This window comes from Staphylococcus sp. McC-251-APC-3A2 (assembly GCF_009695665.1).
GTDB lineage: Bacteria > Bacillota > Bacilli > Staphylococcales > Staphylococcaceae > Staphylococcus > Staphylococcus cohnii.
In genome coordinates, this window is the sequence record NZ_VUNO01000001.1 from 978,813 (window position 1) to 997,874 (window position 19,062).

General features: G+C 32.7%; 22 protein-coding genes, 1 tRNA gene and 1 pseudogene. 6 read left to right on the forward strand and 18 right to left on the reverse strand.

The genetic code is table 11. The features are described 5' to 3' along the window. Positions 1 to 3: 3 nt before the first annotated feature. From FYJ81_RS04740 to FYJ81_RS04770, 7 genes are all read right to left on the reverse strand, one after another. Positions 4 to 465: a hypothetical protein gene (locus tag FYJ81_RS04740; RefSeq protein ID WP_107386152.1), complete on the reverse strand. Its 462-nt coding sequence runs from the start codon at positions 463 to 465 to the stop codon at positions 4 to 6. 219 nt (positions 466 to 684) lie between these two features. Further along, positions 685 to 1,989, reverse strand: coding sequence for a surface-displayed alpha-enolase (gene eno, locus FYJ81_RS04745; RefSeq protein ID WP_019469444.1), 1,305 nt, complete (start codon positions 1,987 to 1,989; stop codon positions 685 to 687). Positions 1,990 to 2,181: 192 nt separating this feature from the next. After that, complete coding sequence (gene gpmI, locus FYJ81_RS04750) at positions 2,182 to 3,699, reverse strand: 2,3-bisphosphoglycerate-independent phosphoglycerate mutase (protein WP_154409371.1); 1,518 nt, start codon at positions 3,697 to 3,699, stop codon at positions 2,182 to 2,184. Between the two features lies 1 nt (position 3,700). Then, a complete protein-coding gene (gene tpiA / locus FYJ81_RS04755) occupies positions 3,701 to 4,462 on the reverse strand; it encodes a triose-phosphate isomerase (protein ID WP_107383692.1) in 762 nt (253 codons plus the stop codon). Positions 4,463 to 4,526: 64 nt separating this feature from the next. Beyond that, entirely contained in the window at positions 4,527 to 5,717 is a 1,191-nt protein-coding gene (locus tag FYJ81_RS04760) for a phosphoglycerate kinase (protein WP_107383691.1), read from the reverse strand. A 129-nt stretch (positions 5,718 to 5,846) separates the two neighbouring features. Next, entirely contained in the window at positions 5,847 to 6,854 is a 1,008-nt protein-coding gene (gene gap, locus FYJ81_RS04765; RefSeq protein ID WP_019469448.1) for a type I glyceraldehyde-3-phosphate dehydrogenase, read from the reverse strand. A 39-nt stretch (positions 6,855 to 6,893) separates the two neighbouring features. Further along, positions 6,894 to 7,922, reverse strand: a complete 1,029-nt coding sequence (locus tag FYJ81_RS04770) for a sugar-binding transcriptional regulator (RefSeq protein WP_107383690.1) — start codon at positions 7,920 to 7,922, stop codon at positions 6,894 to 6,896. 352 nt (positions 7,923 to 8,274) lie between these two features. Here FYJ81_RS04770 and FYJ81_RS04775 point away from each other — a divergent pair, with 352 nt between their 5' ends. Then, the gene (locus FYJ81_RS04775; RefSeq protein WP_107383689.1) at positions 8,275 to 8,502 is read left to right on the forward strand and encodes a hypothetical protein; all 228 of its coding nucleotides are present in this window, start codon (positions 8,275 to 8,277) and stop codon (positions 8,500 to 8,502) included. A gap of 146 nt (positions 8,503 to 8,648) precedes the next feature. On the opposite strand, the gene FYJ81_RS04780 is transcribed toward FYJ81_RS04775, so the two are convergent. Further along, entirely contained in the window at positions 8,649 to 9,305 is a 657-nt protein-coding gene (locus FYJ81_RS04780) for a DUF4887 domain-containing protein (protein WP_107517858.1), read from the reverse strand. A gap of 283 nt (positions 9,306 to 9,588) precedes the next feature. Between FYJ81_RS04780 and FYJ81_RS04785 the strand changes: the two genes are divergently transcribed. The 3 genes from FYJ81_RS04785 to FYJ81_RS04795 all read left to right on the forward strand — a co-directional run bounded on the left by FYJ81_RS04785 (position 9,589) and on the right by FYJ81_RS04795 (position 11,245). Then, positions 9,589 to 9,777 carry a hypothetical protein gene (locus tag FYJ81_RS04785; RefSeq protein ID WP_107504635.1) on the forward strand — a complete coding sequence of 63 codons (189 nt, stop codon included), beginning with the start codon at positions 9,589 to 9,591 and terminating at the stop codon, positions 9,775 to 9,777. Positions 9,778 to 10,142: 365 nt separating this feature from the next. Beyond that, on the forward strand, positions 10,143 to 11,039 hold the full coding sequence (locus FYJ81_RS04790; protein ID WP_154409372.1) for a TIGR01777 family oxidoreductase: 897 nt from the start codon (positions 10,143 to 10,145) through the stop codon (positions 11,037 to 11,039). A gap of 17 nt (positions 11,040 to 11,056) precedes the next feature. Further along, entirely contained in the window at positions 11,057 to 11,245 is a 189-nt protein-coding gene (locus tag FYJ81_RS04795; protein ID WP_107383685.1) for a hypothetical protein, read from the forward strand. 142 nt (positions 11,246 to 11,387) lie between these two features. Here FYJ81_RS04795 and clpP read toward each other — a convergent pair whose 3' ends face one another. Continuing rightward, a complete protein-coding gene (gene clpP, locus FYJ81_RS04800; RefSeq protein WP_107383684.1) occupies positions 11,388 to 11,972 on the reverse strand; it encodes an ATP-dependent Clp endopeptidase proteolytic subunit ClpP in 585 nt (194 codons plus the stop codon). A gap of 150 nt (positions 11,973 to 12,122) precedes the next feature. On the opposite strand from clpP, the gene FYJ81_RS04805 reads away from it, so the two are divergent. Next, positions 12,123 to 12,194: transfer RNA gene (locus tag FYJ81_RS04805), tRNA-Arg, on the forward strand. 179 nt (positions 12,195 to 12,373) lie between these two features. Here the strand turns inward: FYJ81_RS04805 and FYJ81_RS04810 are convergent. The 3 genes from FYJ81_RS04810 to fosB form a co-directional block, all read right to left on the reverse strand. After that, a complete protein-coding gene (locus FYJ81_RS04810) occupies positions 12,374 to 13,213 on the reverse strand; it encodes an aminoglycoside 6-adenylyltransferase (protein WP_154409373.1) in 840 nt (279 codons plus the stop codon). A gap of 380 nt (positions 13,214 to 13,593) precedes the next feature. After that, positions 13,594 to 14,040 (reverse strand): GNAT family N-acetyltransferase, encoded by a 447-nt coding sequence (locus FYJ81_RS04815; protein ID WP_154409374.1) that lies wholly within the window; start codon positions 14,038 to 14,040, stop codon positions 13,594 to 13,596. Positions 14,041 to 14,052: 12 nt separating this feature from the next. Beyond that, the gene (fosB, locus tag FYJ81_RS04820) at positions 14,053 to 14,472 is read right to left on the reverse strand and encodes a FosB/FosD family fosfomycin resistance bacillithiol transferase (RefSeq protein ID WP_154409375.1); all 420 of its coding nucleotides are present in this window, start codon (positions 14,470 to 14,472) and stop codon (positions 14,053 to 14,055) included. 237 nt (positions 14,473 to 14,709) lie between these two features. On the opposite strand from fosB, the gene FYJ81_RS04825 reads away from it, so the two are divergent. After that, positions 14,710 to 15,180, forward strand: a complete 471-nt coding sequence (locus tag FYJ81_RS04825; RefSeq protein ID WP_150822749.1) for a hypothetical protein — start codon at positions 14,710 to 14,712, stop codon at positions 15,178 to 15,180. A gap of 188 nt (positions 15,181 to 15,368) precedes the next feature. Here the strand turns inward: FYJ81_RS04825 and FYJ81_RS04830 are convergent, their stop codons facing one another. From FYJ81_RS04830 to FYJ81_RS13320, 6 genes and pseudogenes are all read right to left on the reverse strand, one after another. Beyond that, the gene (locus FYJ81_RS04830) at positions 15,369 to 15,761 is read right to left on the reverse strand and encodes a YolD-like family protein (RefSeq protein ID WP_154409376.1); all 393 of its coding nucleotides are present in this window, start codon (positions 15,759 to 15,761) and stop codon (positions 15,369 to 15,371) included. 393 nt (positions 15,762 to 16,154) lie between these two features. Beyond that, entirely contained in the window at positions 16,155 to 16,502 is a 348-nt protein-coding gene (locus FYJ81_RS04835) for a hypothetical protein (RefSeq protein WP_107525552.1), read from the reverse strand. Continuing rightward, positions 16,495 to 16,689 carry a hypothetical protein gene (locus tag FYJ81_RS13080; RefSeq protein ID WP_229767946.1) on the reverse strand — a complete coding sequence of 65 codons (195 nt, stop codon included), beginning with the start codon at positions 16,687 to 16,689 and terminating at the stop codon, positions 16,495 to 16,497. The genes FYJ81_RS04835 and FYJ81_RS13080 overlap by 8 nt, the downstream gene beginning before the upstream one ends. Positions 16,690 to 16,817: 128 nt before the next feature. Next, positions 16,818 to 17,354 carry a spore coat protein gene (locus tag FYJ81_RS04845; protein WP_154409378.1) on the reverse strand — a complete coding sequence of 179 codons (537 nt, stop codon included), beginning with the start codon at positions 17,352 to 17,354 and terminating at the stop codon, positions 16,818 to 16,820. Between the two features lie 130 nt (positions 17,355 to 17,484). Then, positions 17,485 to 17,991 carry a phage terminase small subunit P27 family gene (locus FYJ81_RS04850; protein WP_040030197.1) on the reverse strand — a complete coding sequence of 169 codons (507 nt, stop codon included), beginning with the start codon at positions 17,989 to 17,991 and terminating at the stop codon, positions 17,485 to 17,487. A gap of 38 nt (positions 17,992 to 18,029) precedes the next feature. Continuing rightward, positions 18,030 to 18,440: pseudogene (locus FYJ81_RS13320) on the reverse strand (DUF3102 domain-containing protein); the annotation flags it as partial. Positions 18,441 to 19,062: the final 622 nt, after the last annotated feature.

Here is a 19,062-nt window from a genome sequence, read left to right on the forward strand (position 1 = left end):
CTTCTATCTATTAAAAGTGCTTTTACGTTTGATTGAAACAACCAACATATAAATCGCTAAAATAAGTGACATGATCAATACAATTGTTAACGGTAAGATATTTATCATTGATTTTGTATCTAATATCGCCTCATAAACCGAACTGATATTAACTAAATTATATAAAATTTGTGAAGTGAATACTGCAAACATAAACCACCACAAATACGTGTGCCTATTCCAAATCGCAATAATCCCTGTTAAATTAGCAATCACATACATGATACCTGTAAATTGGAAACTGTTTTTTATAACACCAATTGCGTTTTCAGAAGGCTTTTGTCTACTATTTATTAACATTTGTTTTATCACACTGTCATCTAAAATAACAAATAAATGGATGGCATATAATATTGCTATGATAAGTGAAGTGTAAGCAAGAAAATGACCTGTTCTAATTTCTTTTGTTTTAGGTTGTGCCTTCATAATCAGTCAATACTCCTTCTATAATTTACACTTTTAATTATATCAGTTTCACTGACAAAGATGAACAAATTAAATAACGTTGACGATGTATTTATTGAATCTTATCTTTGTCTGACACAATTTTGAATCATAAATGATATTAACGCGTCTTGCAATAAAAAAACACGCAAACCCATTGGGCTTACGTGTTAGCGCGTGAACTCTTTTTCAAGATAAATATTATTTATCTAAGTTGTAGAAAGATTTAATACCATCGAATTTGCCTGTTTCAAACAATTCATCTTCGATGCGTAATAATTGATTGTATTTAGCAATACGGTCAGTTCTAGATAATGAACCAGTTTTAATTTGGCCTGCATTTGTAGCAACTGCGATATCCGCAATAGTTGTATCTTCTGTTTCACCAGAACGGTGTGATACTACTGCTGTATATCCAGCTTTTTGAGCCATTTCAATAGCATCAAATGTTTCAGTTAATGTACCAATTTGGTTAACTTTAATTAAGATTGAGTTACCAATGCCTTTTTCGATACCTTCTGATAATTTAACAGTATTTGTAACAAATAAATCGTCACCAACTAATTGAACACGATCACCGATACGGTCAGTTAATACTTTCCAACCGTCCCAGTCATTTTCATCCATACCATCTTCAATAGAAATGATTGGATATTTATTAACTAATTCTTCTAAATAGTCAACTTGTTGTTCTGCTGTAAGTTTTGAACCATTTTCACCTTCAAATTTAGCATAATTATAAACGCCATCTTCGAAGAATTCAGATGAAGCACAGTCAAAGCCTAAGAACACATCTTTACCAGGTTCTAATCCAACTGCTTTGATCGCTTCTAATATTGTTTCAACAGCGTCTTCTGTACCTTCAAATTTAGGAGCGAAACCACCTTCGTCACCTACTGCTGTTTCTAAACCACGGTTTTTAAGGATTGATTTTAAGTTGTGGAAAATTTCTGCTCCCCAACGTAATGATTCTTTAAATGTTTCTGCACCAACTGGTAAGATCATGAACTCTTGGAATGCGATTGGCGCATCAGAGTGAGAACCACCATTTACAATATTCATCATTGGAACTGGTAATTGTTTACCATTGAAGCCACCTAAATATTTATAAAGTGGTTGACCTAATAAATCAGCTGCTGCACGTGCTACTGCAATAGAAACACCAAGAATAGCATTTGCACCTAATTTACCTTTATTTTCAGTTCCATCTAATTGAATCATCATTTTATCAATTGAGACTTGTTCTAATACTGAAAATTCACCTTCAATTAATTCAGGTGCAATAATTTCATTTACATTTTCAACAGCTTTCGTTACACCTTTACCTAAATAACGTGTTTTGTCTCCGTCACGTAATTCTACTGCTTCGTGTTCACCAGTAGAAGCACCTGATGGTACAAGTGTGCGTCCAAATGCACCACTTTCAGTTAATACTTCTACTTCCACTGTTGGGTTACCACGTGAGTCAAGGACTTCGCGAGCGTAAACATCTGTAATAATTGGCATGTTTGTAATCTCCTTTATAATAAGTAGTTTAGAAATATTAAATTTCATCTTCATTATAGCTATAAATGCTATAAATACAAATAATTTAATTACTTCAATTTGATTATGCGTGTCATCAGTCTTTTAAGCAAATTTTAAACCGTGACACGCTTTTATTTTGCTAATTTTAGTCCATATTTTATTTATATCAAATTAATGCTTGATGAGTGATTCGCCAGTCATGTCTTCAGGTTGTTTTACTTGTAACAAATCTAACAATGTAGGTGCTAAATCACCTAGTCGACCTGTTTCACGTAAAGTTGCACCCTCTTTAGTAACAATCACTGGTACAGGATTAGTCGTATGTGTTGTCATCGGTTGCTCATCATCAGTCAATACCATATCTGAGTTACCATGGTCAGCTGTAATAATGGCATGACCACCCATATCAACAATTTTATCTACGACTTCACCTAAGCATTCATCAACCGCTTCAATTGCTTTAATCGTAGGTTCAAGCATACCACTGTGACCTACCATATCAGGGTTGGCAAAGTTTAATAAGATTAAGTCTAAATCACCTTTATTTAACTCTTCAATGAGTGCGTCTTTAACTTCATAAGCGCTCATTTCTGGTTTAAGATCATAAGTTGCAACTTTAGGTGAGTCAATCAATCTACGACGTTCGCCTTCAAATTCATCATTGCGGCCACCACTCATAAAATAAGTGACGTGTGGGAATTTTTCAGTTTCCGCTATACGTAACTGTTTCAAGCCATTATCTTGTGCAACTTCACCAATTGTATTAGTTAAGTCAACTTTTTCAAAAACAATTTTTGCATCAACATTATCATTATATTTTGTAAATGTAGCGTAGAATAAGTCATTTACTTGATCCACTTTAAAGCCTTCAAATGCTTTATCTGTAAAGATTTCAGACAGTTGACCAGCTCTATCAGGACGGAAGTTATAGAAAATGACTGCATCTCCATCATTTACACCATTATTTTGATCTTTGATGATAAATGGTTCAACAAATTCATCAGTTAAGTCTTTAGCATAGTTTGCTTCAACACCAGCTTTAGCTGATTCAAATGTTTCTCCACCAAAGTTACGAATTGCGTTATAAGCTTTTTCTTCTCTATCCCAGCGTTTATCACGGTCCATTGCGTAATAACGACCTGAAACAGATGCGAATTGGCCAATGCCTAATTCTTTAAACTTAGCTTCTGTATCTTCGATATATTTAAGTGCAGATTTTTGATCTACATCACGTCCATCTAAAAACGCATGTACATAAACTTTGTCAACGCCTTGCTTTTTGGCTAATTCTAATAAAGCAAATAGATGTTTATAATGACTGTGCACACCACCATCTGACAATAAACCAAAAATATGAAGTGCTGAGTCACTACCTTTTACGTGTTGAATGGCGTGATTCAATACATCATTTTCAAAGAAATCGCCATCTTCAATAGATTTATTGATACGCGTTAAACTTTGATAAACAATACGTCCAGCACCGATATTCATATGTCCAACTTCTGAATTACCCATTTGACCTTCAGGAAGTCCAACATCCAAGCCACTTGCTTCGATTTGGGTTGTTGGATACTGATTATAATAACGATCAAAATTAGGTTTATTAGCTAGTTTTACAGCATTACCATGCTCACTTTCTCTATTTGCAAAACCATCTAAAATAATTAATGCAGTTGGTTGTTTAGCCATATTATTTTGCACCTTCTAACAATTGTACAAAATCATCCACTTTAAGTGATGCGCCACCTACTAATGCGCCATCAATGTCTGATTCTGCCATGTATTCTTTTATGTTGTTAGGTTTAACACTACCGCCATATTGAATACGTGTTGCATCCGCAACTGCTTGTCCAGATAAATCTGCGATTGTTTCTCTTACAAATGCACACATTTCATTGGCATCTTTTGCAGTTGATGATTTACCAGTACCGATTGCCCAAATTGGTTCATATGCGATAACAACTTGTTTCAATTGTGCTTCTGACAAGCCTTCTACAGCTTTTTTAACTTGGTTGCCAACAACTTCATTAGCTTTGCCACTTTCACGTTCTTCGTCTGTTTCACCAACACAAATAATTGGTGTCATACCGTGATTGAATACAGCATGTGCTTTTTTGTTGATATCTTCATCTGTTTCATGGAAGATTTCACGACGTTCTGAGTGTCCAATAACAACATATTTCACACCTAAATCAGCCAATGCCACTGGTGATGTTTCACCTGTAAATGCACCGTTATCTTCATAAAAGGCATTTTGTGCACCAATTTGTAAGCCTTGTGCTTTACCTTCATTAACTGATGTTACTAAAGCATCTAATTGAATTGTTGGAGCACAAATTACTGATTCTACCTCTTTAGTATCTGGTAATGCTGGTAATTCATTAATAAAATCTTTAGCCTCTTGAACCGTTTTGTTCATTTTCCAGTTACCCGCAATAATTGGTTTTCTCATTATATACACTCCTATTAGTAAATTATGATTATTGTTTAATCAAGTTTTGCTCGTAAATTAGCGATTATTTATTAGCAATCGCAACTACACCTGGCAATTCTTTACCTTCAAGATATTCCAATGATGCACCGCCACCAGTTGAAATGTGACTAAAATCATCTGCATATCCTAATGAAATCGCAGCTGCAGCTGAGTCGCCTCCACCGATGATTGTGTTTGCATCTTTCATCTCAGCAATTGCTTCACAAACACCAATTGTACCTTTTGCAAAATTACTGAATTCAAATACGCCCATAGGTCCATTCCATACTACCGTATGTGCACCTTGTAATTTTTCTTTGAATAATTCCACAGTTTTCGGACCAACATCCATCGCTTCTTGATCTGCAGGTATATCATCTACAGAAACTTCTGTAATCTTCGCGTCATTAGAAAACTCTTTTGCAACTTTACAATCTACAGGTAATACGATTTGATCTCCTGCTTTTTCTAACAATTCTTTTGCAAAGTCTACTTTATCTTCTTCTAATAAAGATAGGCCAATCTCTTTACCTTGAGCTTTGAAGAATGTGTATGACATACCGCCACCAATAAGCACTTTATCTGCAATTTTCAATAAGTTAGTGATTACACCAATTTTATCTGAAACTTTAGCACCACCAAGAATTGCAACAACAGGTTTATCTGGGTTTTCTACAACGCCACCGATATATCTAATTTCTTTTTCCATTAGATAACCTGCTACAGTTTCTAGGTGTGCTGCAATACCTACGTTTGACGCATGTTTACGGTGTGCCGTTCCAAATGCATCATTTACGAAGACATCACCTAATGATGCCCAGTATTCACCTAATTCAGGATCATTTTTAGACTCTTTTTTACCTTCTAAATCTTCAAAACGTGTATTTTCAACTAATAGCACATCACCTTCATTTAACGCTTTGATAGATTGCTCTAATTGTGTTCCACGTGTTTCAGGAACAAATGTTACGTCTTTATTTAATTTTTCAGCTAATGCATTAGCTACAGGTTTTAAAGTTAATTCTGCTTTATCACTTTCTTCTTTAACTTTTCCTAAGTGAGAGAATAAAACGACTTTACCACCTTGCTCTATAATATACTCTATAGTTGGTAAAGCTTGAACGATACGGTTGTCATCCGTAATTTCGCCGTCTTTCATAGGTACGTTAAAATCCGCACGTACAAGTACAGTTTTACCTTTTAACTCTATATCAGATACAATTTTTTTTGCCATGTAATCTTCCTCCTTTAGATGGATGAATAAAGTAAAATAAGCGGAGAAGCGTTGAGCTCCCCGCTTACTCCTAAGCTTATTGATTCAATTTCACAACGCTATACTTGTTAAACTAAAGTGAACATCAAATTATTTAGCATGACTTGCTAAATATTCTAATGTACGTACTAATTGTGAAGTGTATGACATTTCGTTATCATACCAAGCTGCTACTTTAACTAATTGACGATCTCCAACAGTCATAACACGTGTTTGAGTTGCATCAAATAATGAACCGTAAGTCATTCCGATTACGTCAGAAGAAACGATTTCATCTTCAGTATAACCGAATGATTCGTTAGATGCATTTTTCATTGCGTTATTTACGTCTTCGATACTTACATTTTTATCTAATACTACTGTTAATTCAGTTAATGAACCAGTTGCAACTGGTACACGTTGTGCTCCACCGTCTAATTTACCATCAATTTCAGGAATTACTAGGCCGATAGCTTTAGCAGCACCTGTTGAGTTAGGGATAATGTTTTCAGCAGCTGCACGAGCACGACGTTTGTCACCTTTTCTGTGAGGCGCATCTTGTGTGCTTTGGTCACCAGTGTATGCATGGATTGTAGTCATGAAACCTTCGATTAAACCGAATTCATCATTTAAAACTTTAGCAACTGGTGCTAATGAGTTAGTAGTACATGAAGCACCTGAAACAACATCTTCTGAACCATCTAAAGTATCGTGGTTAGTGTTGTATACGATTGTTTTCAAATCACCTTTAGCTGGTGCTGAAATTAATACTTTTTTAGCGCCTGCATTGATGTGTGCTTCTGCTTTTTCTTTATCTGTGAATAAACCAGTACATTCTAATACTACATCGATATCTAAGTCTCCCCAAGGTAATTTACTTGGATCTGGCTCAGAAAATGATTTAACTTCTAGTCCGTTAACGCGGAAACCATTCTCTTCAACTTCAACTTCTCCTGTGAAGCGACCTTGTGTAGTGTCATATTTTAATAAATGAGCTAACATTTCGTCATCTGTTAAGTCGTTTACTGCTACTACATCGATTCCTTCTACATCTTGAATTCTTCTAAATGCTAAACGACCAATTCTACCAAAACCATTAATTGCTACTTTAACTGCCATTATAATGGCCTCCTTTAAAATGATATTTAAAAAGTGGAATCACTTTTTATTACTATTATTTGCGATAATACTTGCCGCGCCTTCATCTGTGATTAACACAGTGTTTTTAGGTGCTATCGAAAGATAGGCTTTAATTGCCTCTCCTTTTGATTTACCCCCAGCAACGGCAAAGATAAACTTTTTCGATACAAGATCTTCTAATTGAAGTCCAATCGTTTTTACTTTGTGAACGATTTGTCCTTGTTCATCGAAATAATATCCAAATGCTTCTCCCGAGGCATTGTGATGTTGAAGTTTTTCAATAACTTCACTAGGTGATTGACGTCTTCGCGCCATCTTCAGCGCATCACCAATGCCGTGGATTGTAATATTCGCTTCTCTAATTTTCTCTAAGGTGTGTATCACTGACGGTTCTAACATAAGTGTGTTATAGGTTGTTTCACTGACATTATCTGGCACATAAAGCGTTGTATAATCTCCATCTGTTTGCTGTGCCATACTGGCAGCAATCGTATTGGCTTGATATACAACATTTTCACCAAGTCCACCTCGAGCGGGTACAAAAAATACGTCGTAAGGTTGGCGATGCATAGATTCGCTTACGTATGCCATCGTTGAGCCACCTGTAACTGCTACAGTTGCGTGATCATATAAAACATCTTCAACTAGCTGTCCCGCTTGTTTAGATAACTCAATTTTAACCGTTTTATCAGTGTCTGAATCACCAGGAATGACATAAACATCTTTAATGCCATATTTTTCTTTGATAATTTGAGCAAGGTGATGATCATCCGAGTAAACGTTAAAATAACTGTTTAATTGGCGTACTGTCGTTTCACCAGCTTCAGTGATTTCCATGCCTGTAGGTTTAACTTTGATAAGCGCTTGTTTCTTTAAAACATCTGTTTCAGAACGCAATACTCTTTCAGTTAAATCCATATATTCACTTAAACTACGTCTACCGACGGGTTGATACTGAGCGATAGTAGTGAGTATTGAAAAACGACGATACATCTTTTCAACAATTTCTGGAACTAACTTTTGTTGAATTTTTATCAAGTCTTTCACTACTATCCTCCTCCGTTTCTATACACAAGGGTCAAGTTCTAACCATAGATTGACTTTTTTCGTCCCTACTGGGACAAAAAAATATAACCTCTTATATTTGCAATAATACTACTATACATTTAAAAAAGCAAGAGAAATACTTTTGTCTTAAATAAAGTAAATTCTAAACTTCTATAAATCTTTTGTCTATAGAATAACTATACCCGATTCCATATTTCACTAATCATTTACCATTAATTTTTTTGATGATATGTTTTAAAATCATTTCATCAACATGCGTTTCATTGAATCAATCACTATTTATGCTTAAAATAAATATAAATTTAAATAGTATTTATCAGGAGGAATATACATGTCTAACAATAAACACCCAGAAGTGATAGACCCAGAAGATAAGAGATATAAAGATGACGATTACTTTAAAGAAACAAAAGAAAGTTCTCAAAAAAACCCATATCAACCCTTTAATTACAACAAACACATTGGCTGTCATTTAGGACCTTTTGGTTGTTTAGGTGGTTGCTTTTCCATCATACTGCTATTGTCATTCATTTCATATTTAGTAAGCCTGCTATTTTAAGCTTTCTTTTTCTTTGTCTTATATGATTCGTATTATAAATAATATACGATATTTCATTTCAGTGCTTAAGTTACATTAATTATTACAAAAAACACGCACTGTCATATGACAGCACGTGTTCTAAGAATGTATTTTTCTAATTCCATTTAATCTTCATCAGAGGATTGCGAACTTCCTTCTGAATTTGAATTATTGTTTTGTGTTGAACGTTGTTGGGTATTTTGTTGCGTACTTCGTTGTTGGGTAGAAGGTTCATCGGTCTTCTCTTCTGTGGAAGGCTCAGATGTGCGCTCTTCAGTTGATGGTTCGCTCGTATTTTCTTCAGTTGTTTCTTCCTCTGTGGATGGTTCATCGGTCTTCTCTTCTGTCGAGCGTTCTTCAGTAGTACGTTCTTCTTTTGTTTTTTCAGGTGAATCTTTTTCTTCCGTAGTTCTTCGTTCTTGTGTTCTAGGCTGCTGTGTTTGTTGCGTTTGTTGGGTCTGTTGTGTTTGTTGTGTTTGTTGTGTTTGAGGAACTTGTTGAGTTTGCTGTGTTTGTTGTGTTTGTTGGGTTTCTTCAGTTGACTTTTCTTTTTTCTTGTCTTTTTGTTCCTTTGTTTTTTCTTTCTTTTTGTCTTTTTCTTCTTGTTTTTGGTCTGCCAAACGTTCATTGGCTTTATTTGAATGATCTACGAATGCAAAAATTGCAAAAACTAATCCACCTATAAGTAGTAGGACAATCAATCCACTGATAAGTTTTGCGAAACCACTCATTTTTTTATTATCTTTATCATCAAAATTATTATTTTGATTATGCTTAGGCATATGCTCCCCTCACTTCAATTTATATCAAATCATCATTTTCAAATGGCATTTAACTTCATGTTAGAACTATATTTTACACTATTTCATTGATTAAACAACCATATTAACCACATTTTAATGTAGTTGTTACTTTGTGGTCCAAACTATAGTAAAATAATCATATACAACACTTTTATTTTTAACTTCAACTTAAATAGTAATCTAATTTCAATTGTTGTTTCAACACTTTCACTTAAATTATTCTACTATTGTCAATAATATCATAACAGGATGTGACTAGATTTTGAAAAACTACGACTTATTTAACGAAACAGATCAATCACAACAAAAACCTAAAGGTTTACGACATATGATGACCGAAAATGACAATGATGAATTAAAAATATCAATCAAAACACGCTATAAACTTTTTATACTCGTTCTTTTTTTACTTTTACTCGCTTTTGGCATTATTGCCTTATTTATTTTATAATATGTAGTACTTCAAATTCCCTTTTTAAAACGACATCAAAATTATTTCTTATTATTCAATAATATATATTATAAGGTATAAAAATTAGACCTACACGAAAATCGTATAGGCCTCTACTAAAGGGAGTCAAAATTTTACCTTCGCTAGTATATTATGGGGTATACTCGAAATAATTAAGAGATGATTAATTAATATCGAAGGTACCTTTATTATAACGACATATGATTTTATTTTAAATACATCTTAGATGTAGTAAATGACATATTTTTGAACAAAATTCGAATAAATTTTGTCATACTAAATCATGAGATTTTTTACTTTAAAAGCCTGCACGCTTCAATACTACAATTCTATGAGGTGATACTATGAAACACTATCTAATTACGGGCGGTACTGGTCTAGTAGGTACTCAGCTAATCGAGGCAATTCAACAAAGTGATTCGAAAATCACGATATTAACAAGACAAAGACACGCTACATCACATCCTAAAATCACATATGTTAATTGGACAGAACCAAATTGGGAAAGCCAAATTCCAGATATTGATATCGTCATCAATTTGGCCGGTGCTAGCTTAAATAACCGCTGGACTTCCGCACACAAACAAAATATAATGCTAAGTCGATTACAATCTACACAGGCATTATACGACCTTTCCAAAAACAGAAAGCAAAAACCTTCTGTATTCTTTAACGCCAGCGCAGTCGGTTATTATAAACCCGATTTAACACGTACATATACTGAGTTGTATCAAACATTACCATTTGATTTTTTATCTGAAGTAGTTTATCAGTGGGAACGTCTAGCACGTCAATTTGAATCCTTTGGAACACGTGTAATTATAGGTAGATTTGGAATGGTATTATCAAATAAAGGCGGTGCATTACCATTAATGAAATTACCTTATGAGTTAAATGTCGGCGGTAAAATTGGTAGTGGTAGACAATGGTATTCTTGGATTCATATTGAAGATCTAACAAGAGCGATACTCTATACCATCAATAATGATAAAGCGCGAGGTGTATTTAATTTCACATCACCTATCGCAGAACATCAAAATATGTTTGGTTATACCATTGCAAGAGAAGTACATCGTCCACATTATACGTGGGTGCCATCATTTGCGCTCAGACTTATCTTAGGAGAAATGTCTACAGTTGTACTTGATACTCAAAAAGTTTTACCTAATAAATTGCAAGCACTAGATTTCAAATTTAAATATCCTAACCTAAAACTTGCATTAGAAAATTTAGTTCAATAAGAAAGGTACCATTAAAAATGAAACAAGATAGTTTTAGCCATATCTTATTATTCATTGCAGGCTTGCTCATCATTACCAATAGTATTTTAGCATTTGAAAAACCTGCAATAATGATCTTCATTTCTATAACTTTGTTAATCATTGGTTTGTTAACTTTAATCGTTTCCATCTTATTATTTTATAAAAAAACAAAATCTATTAAATAAACACAACTCATAATTTCAATATATTCAAAAAAACAAGTCACGCATGCCAACCATTTCCTTATGCATCATACATTTGGAAATAGTCATACATTGTCGTGACTTGTTTTATAATCTGTTTATCCTAATTTACTTATGCGAAATATTATGATTCTGGCACCATAACTTCGTCGATTAATCCGTATTCTTTAGCTTCTTCTGCTGATAAGAAGTTATCACGGTCAGTATCTTTTTCAATTTGTTCAATTGATTGACCAGTACGTTCAGCTAAAATTTTGTTTAATTTAGCACGTGTTTTTAGAATATGGTTAGCGGCAATTTCAATTTCAGTTGCTTGACCTTGTGCACCGCCTAATGGTTGGTGAATCATTACTTCAGCATTAGGTAATGCAAAACGTTTACCTTTTGCACCTGCTGAAAGTAAGAATGACCCCATTGATGCTGCCATACCGATACAAATTGTTTGTACATCTGGTTTAATGTGTTGGATTGTATCATAAATAGCAAATCCAGCAGTTACACTACCACCTGGTGAGTTAATGTAAAGATAGATATCTTTTTCAGCATCTTGTGCTTGTAAGAATAATAATTGTGATACGATAGAGTTTGCTACGTTATCATCAATTTGTGAACCTAACATAATAATACGGTCTTTTAATAAACGTGAGTAAATATCATAAGCACGTTCCCCACGGTTTGTAGTTTCAATTACTGTAGGTATTAAATTCATTAATATTGCCTCCTTATTTCTAACTGATAAATTTATTTTAACCTAAAAGTCAAATATGGTCAAAAAATAACGCTTAGAATTTCCTTAAACTGTATAAATTATTGTTGACCAACACTTATAAGATTTGTACACTAATATTATTGTTATTTACCCCTCGTAGTGTAATGGATAACACATAAGATTCCGGTTCTTAGGATAGGGGTTCGATTCCCTTCGAGGGGATTAATAAGTTATTTTCTCATTTTCACCCGATATCACTAGTCGTCAAAACACTTGTGGTGTCGGTATTTTTATATTTTATAGTGTCATTCGTTTTGATACGTTTTGAATTTCGCGCCCCCATTTAGTCCCCATTATAAAATCAATTGTTTTGTAAATACTTCTCTCATTATGCACGAACTTTAATTATTAAAACCAATATATTTCTTAACTTCTGCATAGTTTTCTGTATCATAATTTAATTTACATTTCTTACTGACCATTACTGCAGCATAATCAAACATTTCAGTCATTTTATATAATGCTTCTTTTATTTCATTAGTATTTAAATGAGGATAAGTGGAAGTCAATTCACTATTTTTATTAGATCCTAAATAATTAGGCAAGTATTTAAAGCTCTTACCAAAATTAACTTGAAAATCAAATTTATAACCTTTATCCCATGCAAGCATTAAAAGTAACATTCTTCTACATATATTCAAATGATCTATTAAATAAAGCAACTCATTTCTCCATATACCTTTCATTACATAGGTAGAAACCCAATAAAACTCATTTATACATTCATCAAACAATTTCTGATATGGCTTGCTTATCCAATAACTTGCTTCACTAACACTATTGTTTTTTGGTAACAAATTATCTTTATCAAGAAGTATTTTTATTAATTTATCTTCTACCAAATATTCAGATAATTTATTTTTCGATAATAATGTTAAGTCTATTCGATTGTAATCATCAAATAGCATTAATATTGGATAACGTTCTTCTAATTCAGATGGATATAAATCTTGCGCTTCTGGAAACTGTGTTATTATTCTATTTCCAAACTGATTTATCCATTCCAAATCAGCAATTATATCTTCTAAATTTTCAACAATGTAGACAATATCAAAATCCTGATGTATATCGGGTTTAATTTTTTCATTAACCCTAGACCCATTCATACATACTGCTTTTATATTTTTATCTTGTTTAGCAATATTAAGAATTAAGTCCAACATTTCTTTTTCTGTTCTCATTAGACACCTCACATTTAGTTATGGACTTTTTTGTCTGTAACTGTCTTATATGTGTAGTTATAACTACGGTTGTACAATCAGACAATTTTGTTCGTTTGCTATCGTCCATTCTTGAGCAATAGTACGTGGTCATTTTTGACTGTGTACATTGGTTGCTCTTTTTTTGAGAAACCAAACCAAGTACTCATTTTTAGTTTATACTTTTATATATTGGTTAGACATTTTTGTCCGACCAAACTATATAATTATTTTTGAGTAATAGCTTTTGTTTCATTAAATAACTTAATATATAGTTCTGACATTCGTTCTGTGCTGCATCGAGAAATGAATTAACGTATAGTTGTTCGTTTGGCATTCAATATCTATCCATGCATATCATCTTATTCTAAGCTTTTAGAGAATCCAGATGACTTTTTTTCAAAACCATTATTTTTATAAAAACTATGAGCGTTATCTCTTTCTTCTCTATTACCACTATTTAAAGTGATTGCTTTACATCCTAATTGAGTTGCTAAAATTTGTGACTCTTTTAATAAAAGTGTTCCATAGCCTTTTTCTCTATAATTAGAATTAATAACAAATGTTAGTAAACGCATATATTCACCGTTCTTTTCATAGAACATCATTTTGCACATCCCGCTCAAACCAATTATCACATCATCTTTAATTAAAAGTAACAAATAATAATCTTCATGATTATATATTCTTTTTAAACGATTGAATAAATCCTCTGTTATTGTTGGATAGCCTAACTGTTCATATAAAACTAATAATTCATTTAACTTATTTAAATCTTGTTCTTCAAATAATCTTGTTTCTATTGTCATAATATAACCTACTTATATATAAAATTTCATATGTGGTTTCTCTTCTTTATAATAATCTAACCTATCTTGTAATGTACCTGTATGTAATTCTATTTTGTGGCCATCTGGATCAGTGAAGTATATTGATTGTTTATCTCTTATATCTCTATTACGTCCCTCTAATATATTAACGTTGTTATCTTTTAACCACTGATACCATTCGTCAAATTCATTTTCATTAATTGTAAATGCCATATGTGTATATGAGTATTGAATTTCATTTCTAGGTATATCTTTTTCTTCATTTAGCGCTAACCAGAGACCACCTATAGTGAAATACGCTGTTTTATCACTCTCTACTAAAATTTTAGCTTTCAAAATGTCTTTATAAAAATTAATCGACTTACTAATATCTGATACTGAATAAGTAACGTGATTTATAGATTGAATCATATATACGCTCCTAAATAAATTAGTTTACAGAATATTCTAACATAAATCCACGTAAAAAGACCCACTATTTAAAATAGTCACAACGTTTTTAACTGATAGTGCTACATAATTTTTTATCAAAATGTAATATAAGTATATTCATAAATATTATTTTTAATCATAACTTTTTGTTATCACCATAAATTTTTATGTATAGTACAATTAAGTTAATAATTTATTTTTAAGGGAGACTATTAAATGAAAAGAATTTTATTTTTATTATTAGCTAGCTTCTTAGTATTAGCAGCATGTGGTCAAGAAGAAAGCAAGTCTGAAGATAAGAAAGAAATAAAATCATCAGATAAAGAAAGTAAAAAAGGTGAGAAAAAATCTGATAATAGTAATAAAGACAATAAGAAATCAGATGAAGAAAAATCTATAACAGATGATAAAAGTTCTGAACAAGTAGCAAATAACGAAGAAAAACAAAATCAACAAGCACAAAACGACCAATATCAAGAAGAGCAGCAACAGCAAGAACCTGTTCAATCTCAAGAACGACAACAATATCAAGAACCACAAACGCAAGAAGAAGTTATAGATAATCCAGCAAGAGATCAAGTAATTAACGAAGGTATTGATATGGATAATCCTACAGATGAAGAAATTGAACGTATGAGAGAGTTAAGCAAAGATTCACCACATGGACTACAAAACTCTCCGTCTTAAATTTTATTCTATGGGCAGTTATCCTTGCCCTATATATTTTATCTTTAAGGAACTAAACAACTTATAAAATTTGTTAAAGTAATGTTTAAGATGACACACTATGGTTATATAACAAATAGCCACTACTTAACTACCTTTATATTGATTTATGAGTATATCTCTGAGACCTGCACTTTATTTAGTGCAGGTTATTTTATGTCTACAATATCCATCAAGCTAATTTTACTTAACTTATCTTCTACATGGATGTATAAGCATTCCTCTAAGTCATCCATCTTGTGAATGCTACCCTCTATATTTTCAATGTAACCATCTTTATAATAGCTGACTGTAAGTGATGGATCATGAAACATCTTATATACTAATGTATCATTTAACTCATTTAATTGATCTTCACTTAATATAGGTCTCTCAATTTTATTTTGGTCTAGTATGTATTGCTCTAATCTTTCGTATTGCTCAGGCATTGTCTTAAAAGGTTGCCATTTAACCATGCCACGTCCTTGTGGTATGCGTGGGTTAAGATATTCACGTGGTATTTTACGATAGTCTGTTTCATTTTTATATTTATCTGGCATCATAGTATCACCTCACTAAATATAATAGAACATATGTTCGTTATTGTAAATAAAAAAAGACAGACTAGACCGTCTGCCTTATAAATTAAGAGTTATAATGCTAAAAACTGATAAATACAATTTAACATGACATTAAACTATCAAGCAAATAACCATCCCGTAACATACTTGGGCAATTGGTATGAGCAAAATTAATAATTATAAAATAATATATATAGCTGTATGTAAGTTTACTATAGCATTAAATATTAGAATAAGCCTATTCTATACGCATTCTAAAGTGATTAAAAGAATTAGTTGTATTAATAACCAAATAAAAAAAGACGACTTTTAAAGTCGTCTAGTGTGTATTCGTAAGAAAGTGATAAGTGATTCCATTACCTATTATATACAATTTTAGTTATATTGCAAATATTTAATCATTTTAACTATTAACTTGTCTAACATCTGCTTAACTCTCTGCTCACCTACTTCGAATATACGAGCCATATCTTTGTAAGTTTTCCCCTCTGCCATCAGTAAAAACAAATTAAACTCTTTGAATGTTCCTACTGTTTCGGCGGCCAATTCTAGCTCGTTTAAAAATATCGCATCTTCTGTATTCATTTGATCTATACGCTTATGGCCAACTTCAGCACCTAACTCAAAGAAATCATCTGTTTCAATGGGTTTATCTTCATAATCATCGTTAATATGCTCGTGACAACTCAATATAAACTGTTTAATCGTCTTTTTATCATACATAGCTGATTTCACTCGCCAATCGATCTAATATAGACGTTCTAGCACGCAACAATGCCCTTTGTTTAATACCGATGATGTCGCAAATAACGTCATCTGATAAGTTTTCCTTGTCCCACCACGTCAACTTGATAACTTGTTGCTTTAATAAAGAAGAATTGTTATATACAGCAGTTATACCTTTAACCACATCACATATATTTCGGTACTGAAGGTCATTGACGTTATGAGGTCTGTTGATGTACCAGTCACAAAGTCTGTGATAGTTCAACATATACTTGGATAACATTTTATAGTTCACATCTTGATACTCAATAATCATATGGCAAGCACCTCACGTTCATTTTGCAGGCTTTCACGTTTTGTTTCGATATAGTCATTATAAATCACTTTATTGGCTTGTATATGCTTCTCACGGCGTTGTGAACGGTTTTTATGATGGACTTGATATAAATCTTTCTGCAGTTTCTCAATCATTTTGTGTGGCTTATATGAGCCATTTGACTGCATGTATTGAATGATAGCCTTTTGTTCATGCGAAGGATAGTGTTTGATTAGCTTTTTAACCAAATTTAGTCGTTTATTTGATTGTTTTTTATATCTATCCAGTTCGTCTTTTTTCTCAACAATCCAACATACTAACTTTTCTAAAGGATATGAAGTTGTGACTACACCCATCACATCATCACACACTGTATGACTGACATTTAAATGATACATTGCATCGATTTGTTCCTCTATTGCTTTTATTTTACGATTAATAAACATAGGATTATAAGCAGTTAATAGCTCGTATTCGGTTATCTTTTCTGCAGGATAATATCTTAATACTTGCTTACAGGGTTTTAGATGCATGTTATAACCTCATTTCTTTATATAGTTATATAAACGCTTATAAGTTTTCTGCAACAGTTGCAGAAATCCATTTCTTACCAAAATTTGGAATGTATTATTATATATTTAAGTTTGTGCAACAGTTGGACAATTAGTCATCTTTGCCTATGCCAAACTCTTCATATACTGATTTAGGCTTCTTACCTGTCACAAAATCACCTACGGGATCATACTCATTTTTTGTCTTAGGTTCCATAATCTTGAGACGTGCCTCAACAGTTAAGCCTAATTTAGGGCAAATGGCGTTCATTGTATTCACGCTATCCCTTTGTATTGTGTAATGAGGTGAGAGCTTACTTCCACGTTCAGTCACAACCACCATACCTTCTTCTTGAATTTTGAGTGTGGCATTTTTGTAGTTACTATATGTTTGGCAATAAGTAGCAAGCAGACCTTTGTCTAAATCTTTTATAGGTAATTCATTAATAAGTGGAAGCACTCTATACCATTCTTGAATAGCATCATCGTCTAAAAAATCGGGTGGCTCTTTTGATAAAGGTGTAAGCTCATTCATAGCTTTCTCAGTCGCATTTCTTTGTTCTTGTACATCTTTGGTACGATAAGCTTTTTGTTGTGATAATAGTTTTCTCTGTGACATTTATATCATCTCCTATAAATATTATGTATTGAAATATATTCCTCTAGTTGCTTATGTGCAATTGATTCAGAACGTTGTGCTTGTTCAAGTTGTGATTGGAGTTGTGATTTTTCTTCGTCGCGTTGTTTGAGTTGTTTCTTCAATTCACGCAATTCTTTAACAGTCATTTCATCAAGTGTTTTCGTTTCACCTTTTGAAGTTGTGTGTTCTTTGGTACGTTCTGGTTCGGGTAATGTGGAAATTTCGTAAACAATACTCATTCCAATGTTCCCGACGTCGGGAAGTTTACCTTGAGAATGTTCAGAATAAATTTTTATAAATCTGTCTGATTGTGATTTAGTTAAACCAACTGATTTTAAAAACCTTCCAAATTCTCCATGTGCTAAGTCATTCTCTTTTACATGTTTTAATCTTCGACCAATCTCGAATATCGATTGACCCGCAATGTTTTAAAAACTTTACTAATTCATCGATAATCGCTACTGAGAAAAGCCCTATATTGCGTTGAGAACATGATTATCTTGATAATAAGGGCGTTATGTACTTAAACTTAAGCTATATCGCCTGCATACATTGTGAAAAATTACACAATTTTACCTTTTAATATCAAGATGCGGTTACAGATAAGACGGGCTCGTCGTTCTCAACCCTTGATGTGACGGGCGTTGTTCGAAGCCCCGCCAAAAATATTTTTGAAATTTATTTTTTGAATCTCAATCCGAAAATTTTTTTCACTGCCGATAAAATTAATCTATCCGTTAAAATTTCCACCACTACTTTAATTATCTACTGGGCAAAATTAATTTACTTTCAATCTAAATTTAGTGACTTTTTACTCTTTTCATACAACGTATTCTAAGCCCATTTAAGCCACATGTAAGATTGTTGAGTACCTAAAAAACATCTAAATAATAAATGTATGCTCTGTATAGCTCTCTAAATGGCTACAAATGGCATTGTATAATGCAAAGTATTCATGCTTAGTTATAACGTTTTGTATCTCCTAATTGCTTCTAACATTGTTCTTGCTTATCACTTTACGAACAACAATTATTATTTATATTTTTAAAT

What these genes read in the sequence shown, in the direction of transcription:
- FYJ81_RS04835 (WP_107525552.1), bottom strand. Translation starts at nt 16,502, where the DNA reads ATGTATGATAAAAAGACGATTAAACAGTTTATATTGAGTTGTCACGAG.
- FYJ81_RS04825 (WP_150822749.1), top strand. Translation starts at nt 14,710, where the DNA reads ATGAAAAGAATTTTATTTTTATTATTAGCTAGCTTCTTAGTATTAGCA.
- FYJ81_RS04775 (WP_107383689.1), top strand. Translation starts at nt 8,275, where the DNA reads ATGTCTAACAATAAACACCCAGAAGTGATAGACCCAGAAGATAAGAGA.
- eno (WP_019469444.1), bottom strand. Translation starts at nt 1,989, where the DNA reads ATGCCAATTATTACAGATGTTTACGCTCGCGAAGTCCTTGACTCACGT.
- FYJ81_RS04780 (WP_107517858.1), bottom strand. Translation starts at nt 9,305, where the DNA reads ATGCCTAAGCATAATCAAAATAATAATTTTGATGATAAAGATAATAAA.
- FYJ81_RS04810 (WP_154409373.1), bottom strand. Translation starts at nt 13,213, where the DNA reads ATGAGAACAGAAAAAGAAATGTTGGACTTAATTCTTAATATTGCTAAA.
- FYJ81_RS04790 (WP_154409372.1), top strand. Translation starts at nt 10,143, where the DNA reads ATGAAACACTATCTAATTACGGGCGGTACTGGTCTAGTAGGTACTCAG.
- gap (WP_019469448.1), bottom strand. Translation starts at nt 6,854, where the DNA reads ATGGCAGTTAAAGTAGCAATTAATGGTTTTGGTAGAATTGGTCGTTTA.
- FYJ81_RS04850 (WP_040030197.1), bottom strand. Translation starts at nt 17,991, where the DNA reads ATGTCACAGAGAAAACTATTATCACAACAAAAAGCTTATCGTACCAAA.
- FYJ81_RS04795 (WP_107383685.1), top strand. Translation starts at nt 11,057, where the DNA reads ATGAAACAAGATAGTTTTAGCCATATCTTATTATTCATTGCAGGCTTG.
- tpiA (WP_107383692.1), bottom strand. Translation starts at nt 4,462, where the DNA reads ATGAGAAAACCAATTATTGCGGGTAACTGGAAAATGAACAAAACGGTT.
- FYJ81_RS04740 (WP_107386152.1), bottom strand. Translation starts at nt 465, where the DNA reads ATGAAGGCACAACCTAAAACAAAAGAAATTAGAACAGGTCATTTTCTT.
- clpP (WP_107383684.1), bottom strand. Translation starts at nt 11,972, where the DNA reads ATGAATTTAATACCTACAGTAATTGAAACTACAAACCGTGGGGAACGT.
- FYJ81_RS04830 (WP_154409376.1), bottom strand. Translation starts at nt 15,761, where the DNA reads ATGATGCCAGATAAATATAAAAATGAAACAGACTATCGTAAAATACCA.
- FYJ81_RS04760 (WP_107383691.1), bottom strand. Translation starts at nt 5,717, where the DNA reads ATGGCAAAAAAAATTGTATCTGATATAGAGTTAAAAGGTAAAACTGTA.
- fosB (WP_154409375.1), bottom strand. Translation starts at nt 14,472, where the DNA reads ATGATTCAATCTATAAATCACGTTACTTATTCAGTATCAGATATTAGT.
- FYJ81_RS04845 (WP_154409378.1), bottom strand. Translation starts at nt 17,354, where the DNA reads ATGCATCTAAAACCCTGTAAGCAAGTATTAAGATATTATCCTGCAGAA.
- FYJ81_RS04815 (WP_154409374.1), bottom strand. Translation starts at nt 14,040, where the DNA reads ATGACAATAGAAACAAGATTATTTGAAGAACAAGATTTAAATAAGTTA.
- gpmI (WP_154409371.1), bottom strand. Translation starts at nt 3,699, where the DNA reads ATGGCTAAACAACCAACTGCATTAATTATTTTAGATGGTTTTGCAAAT.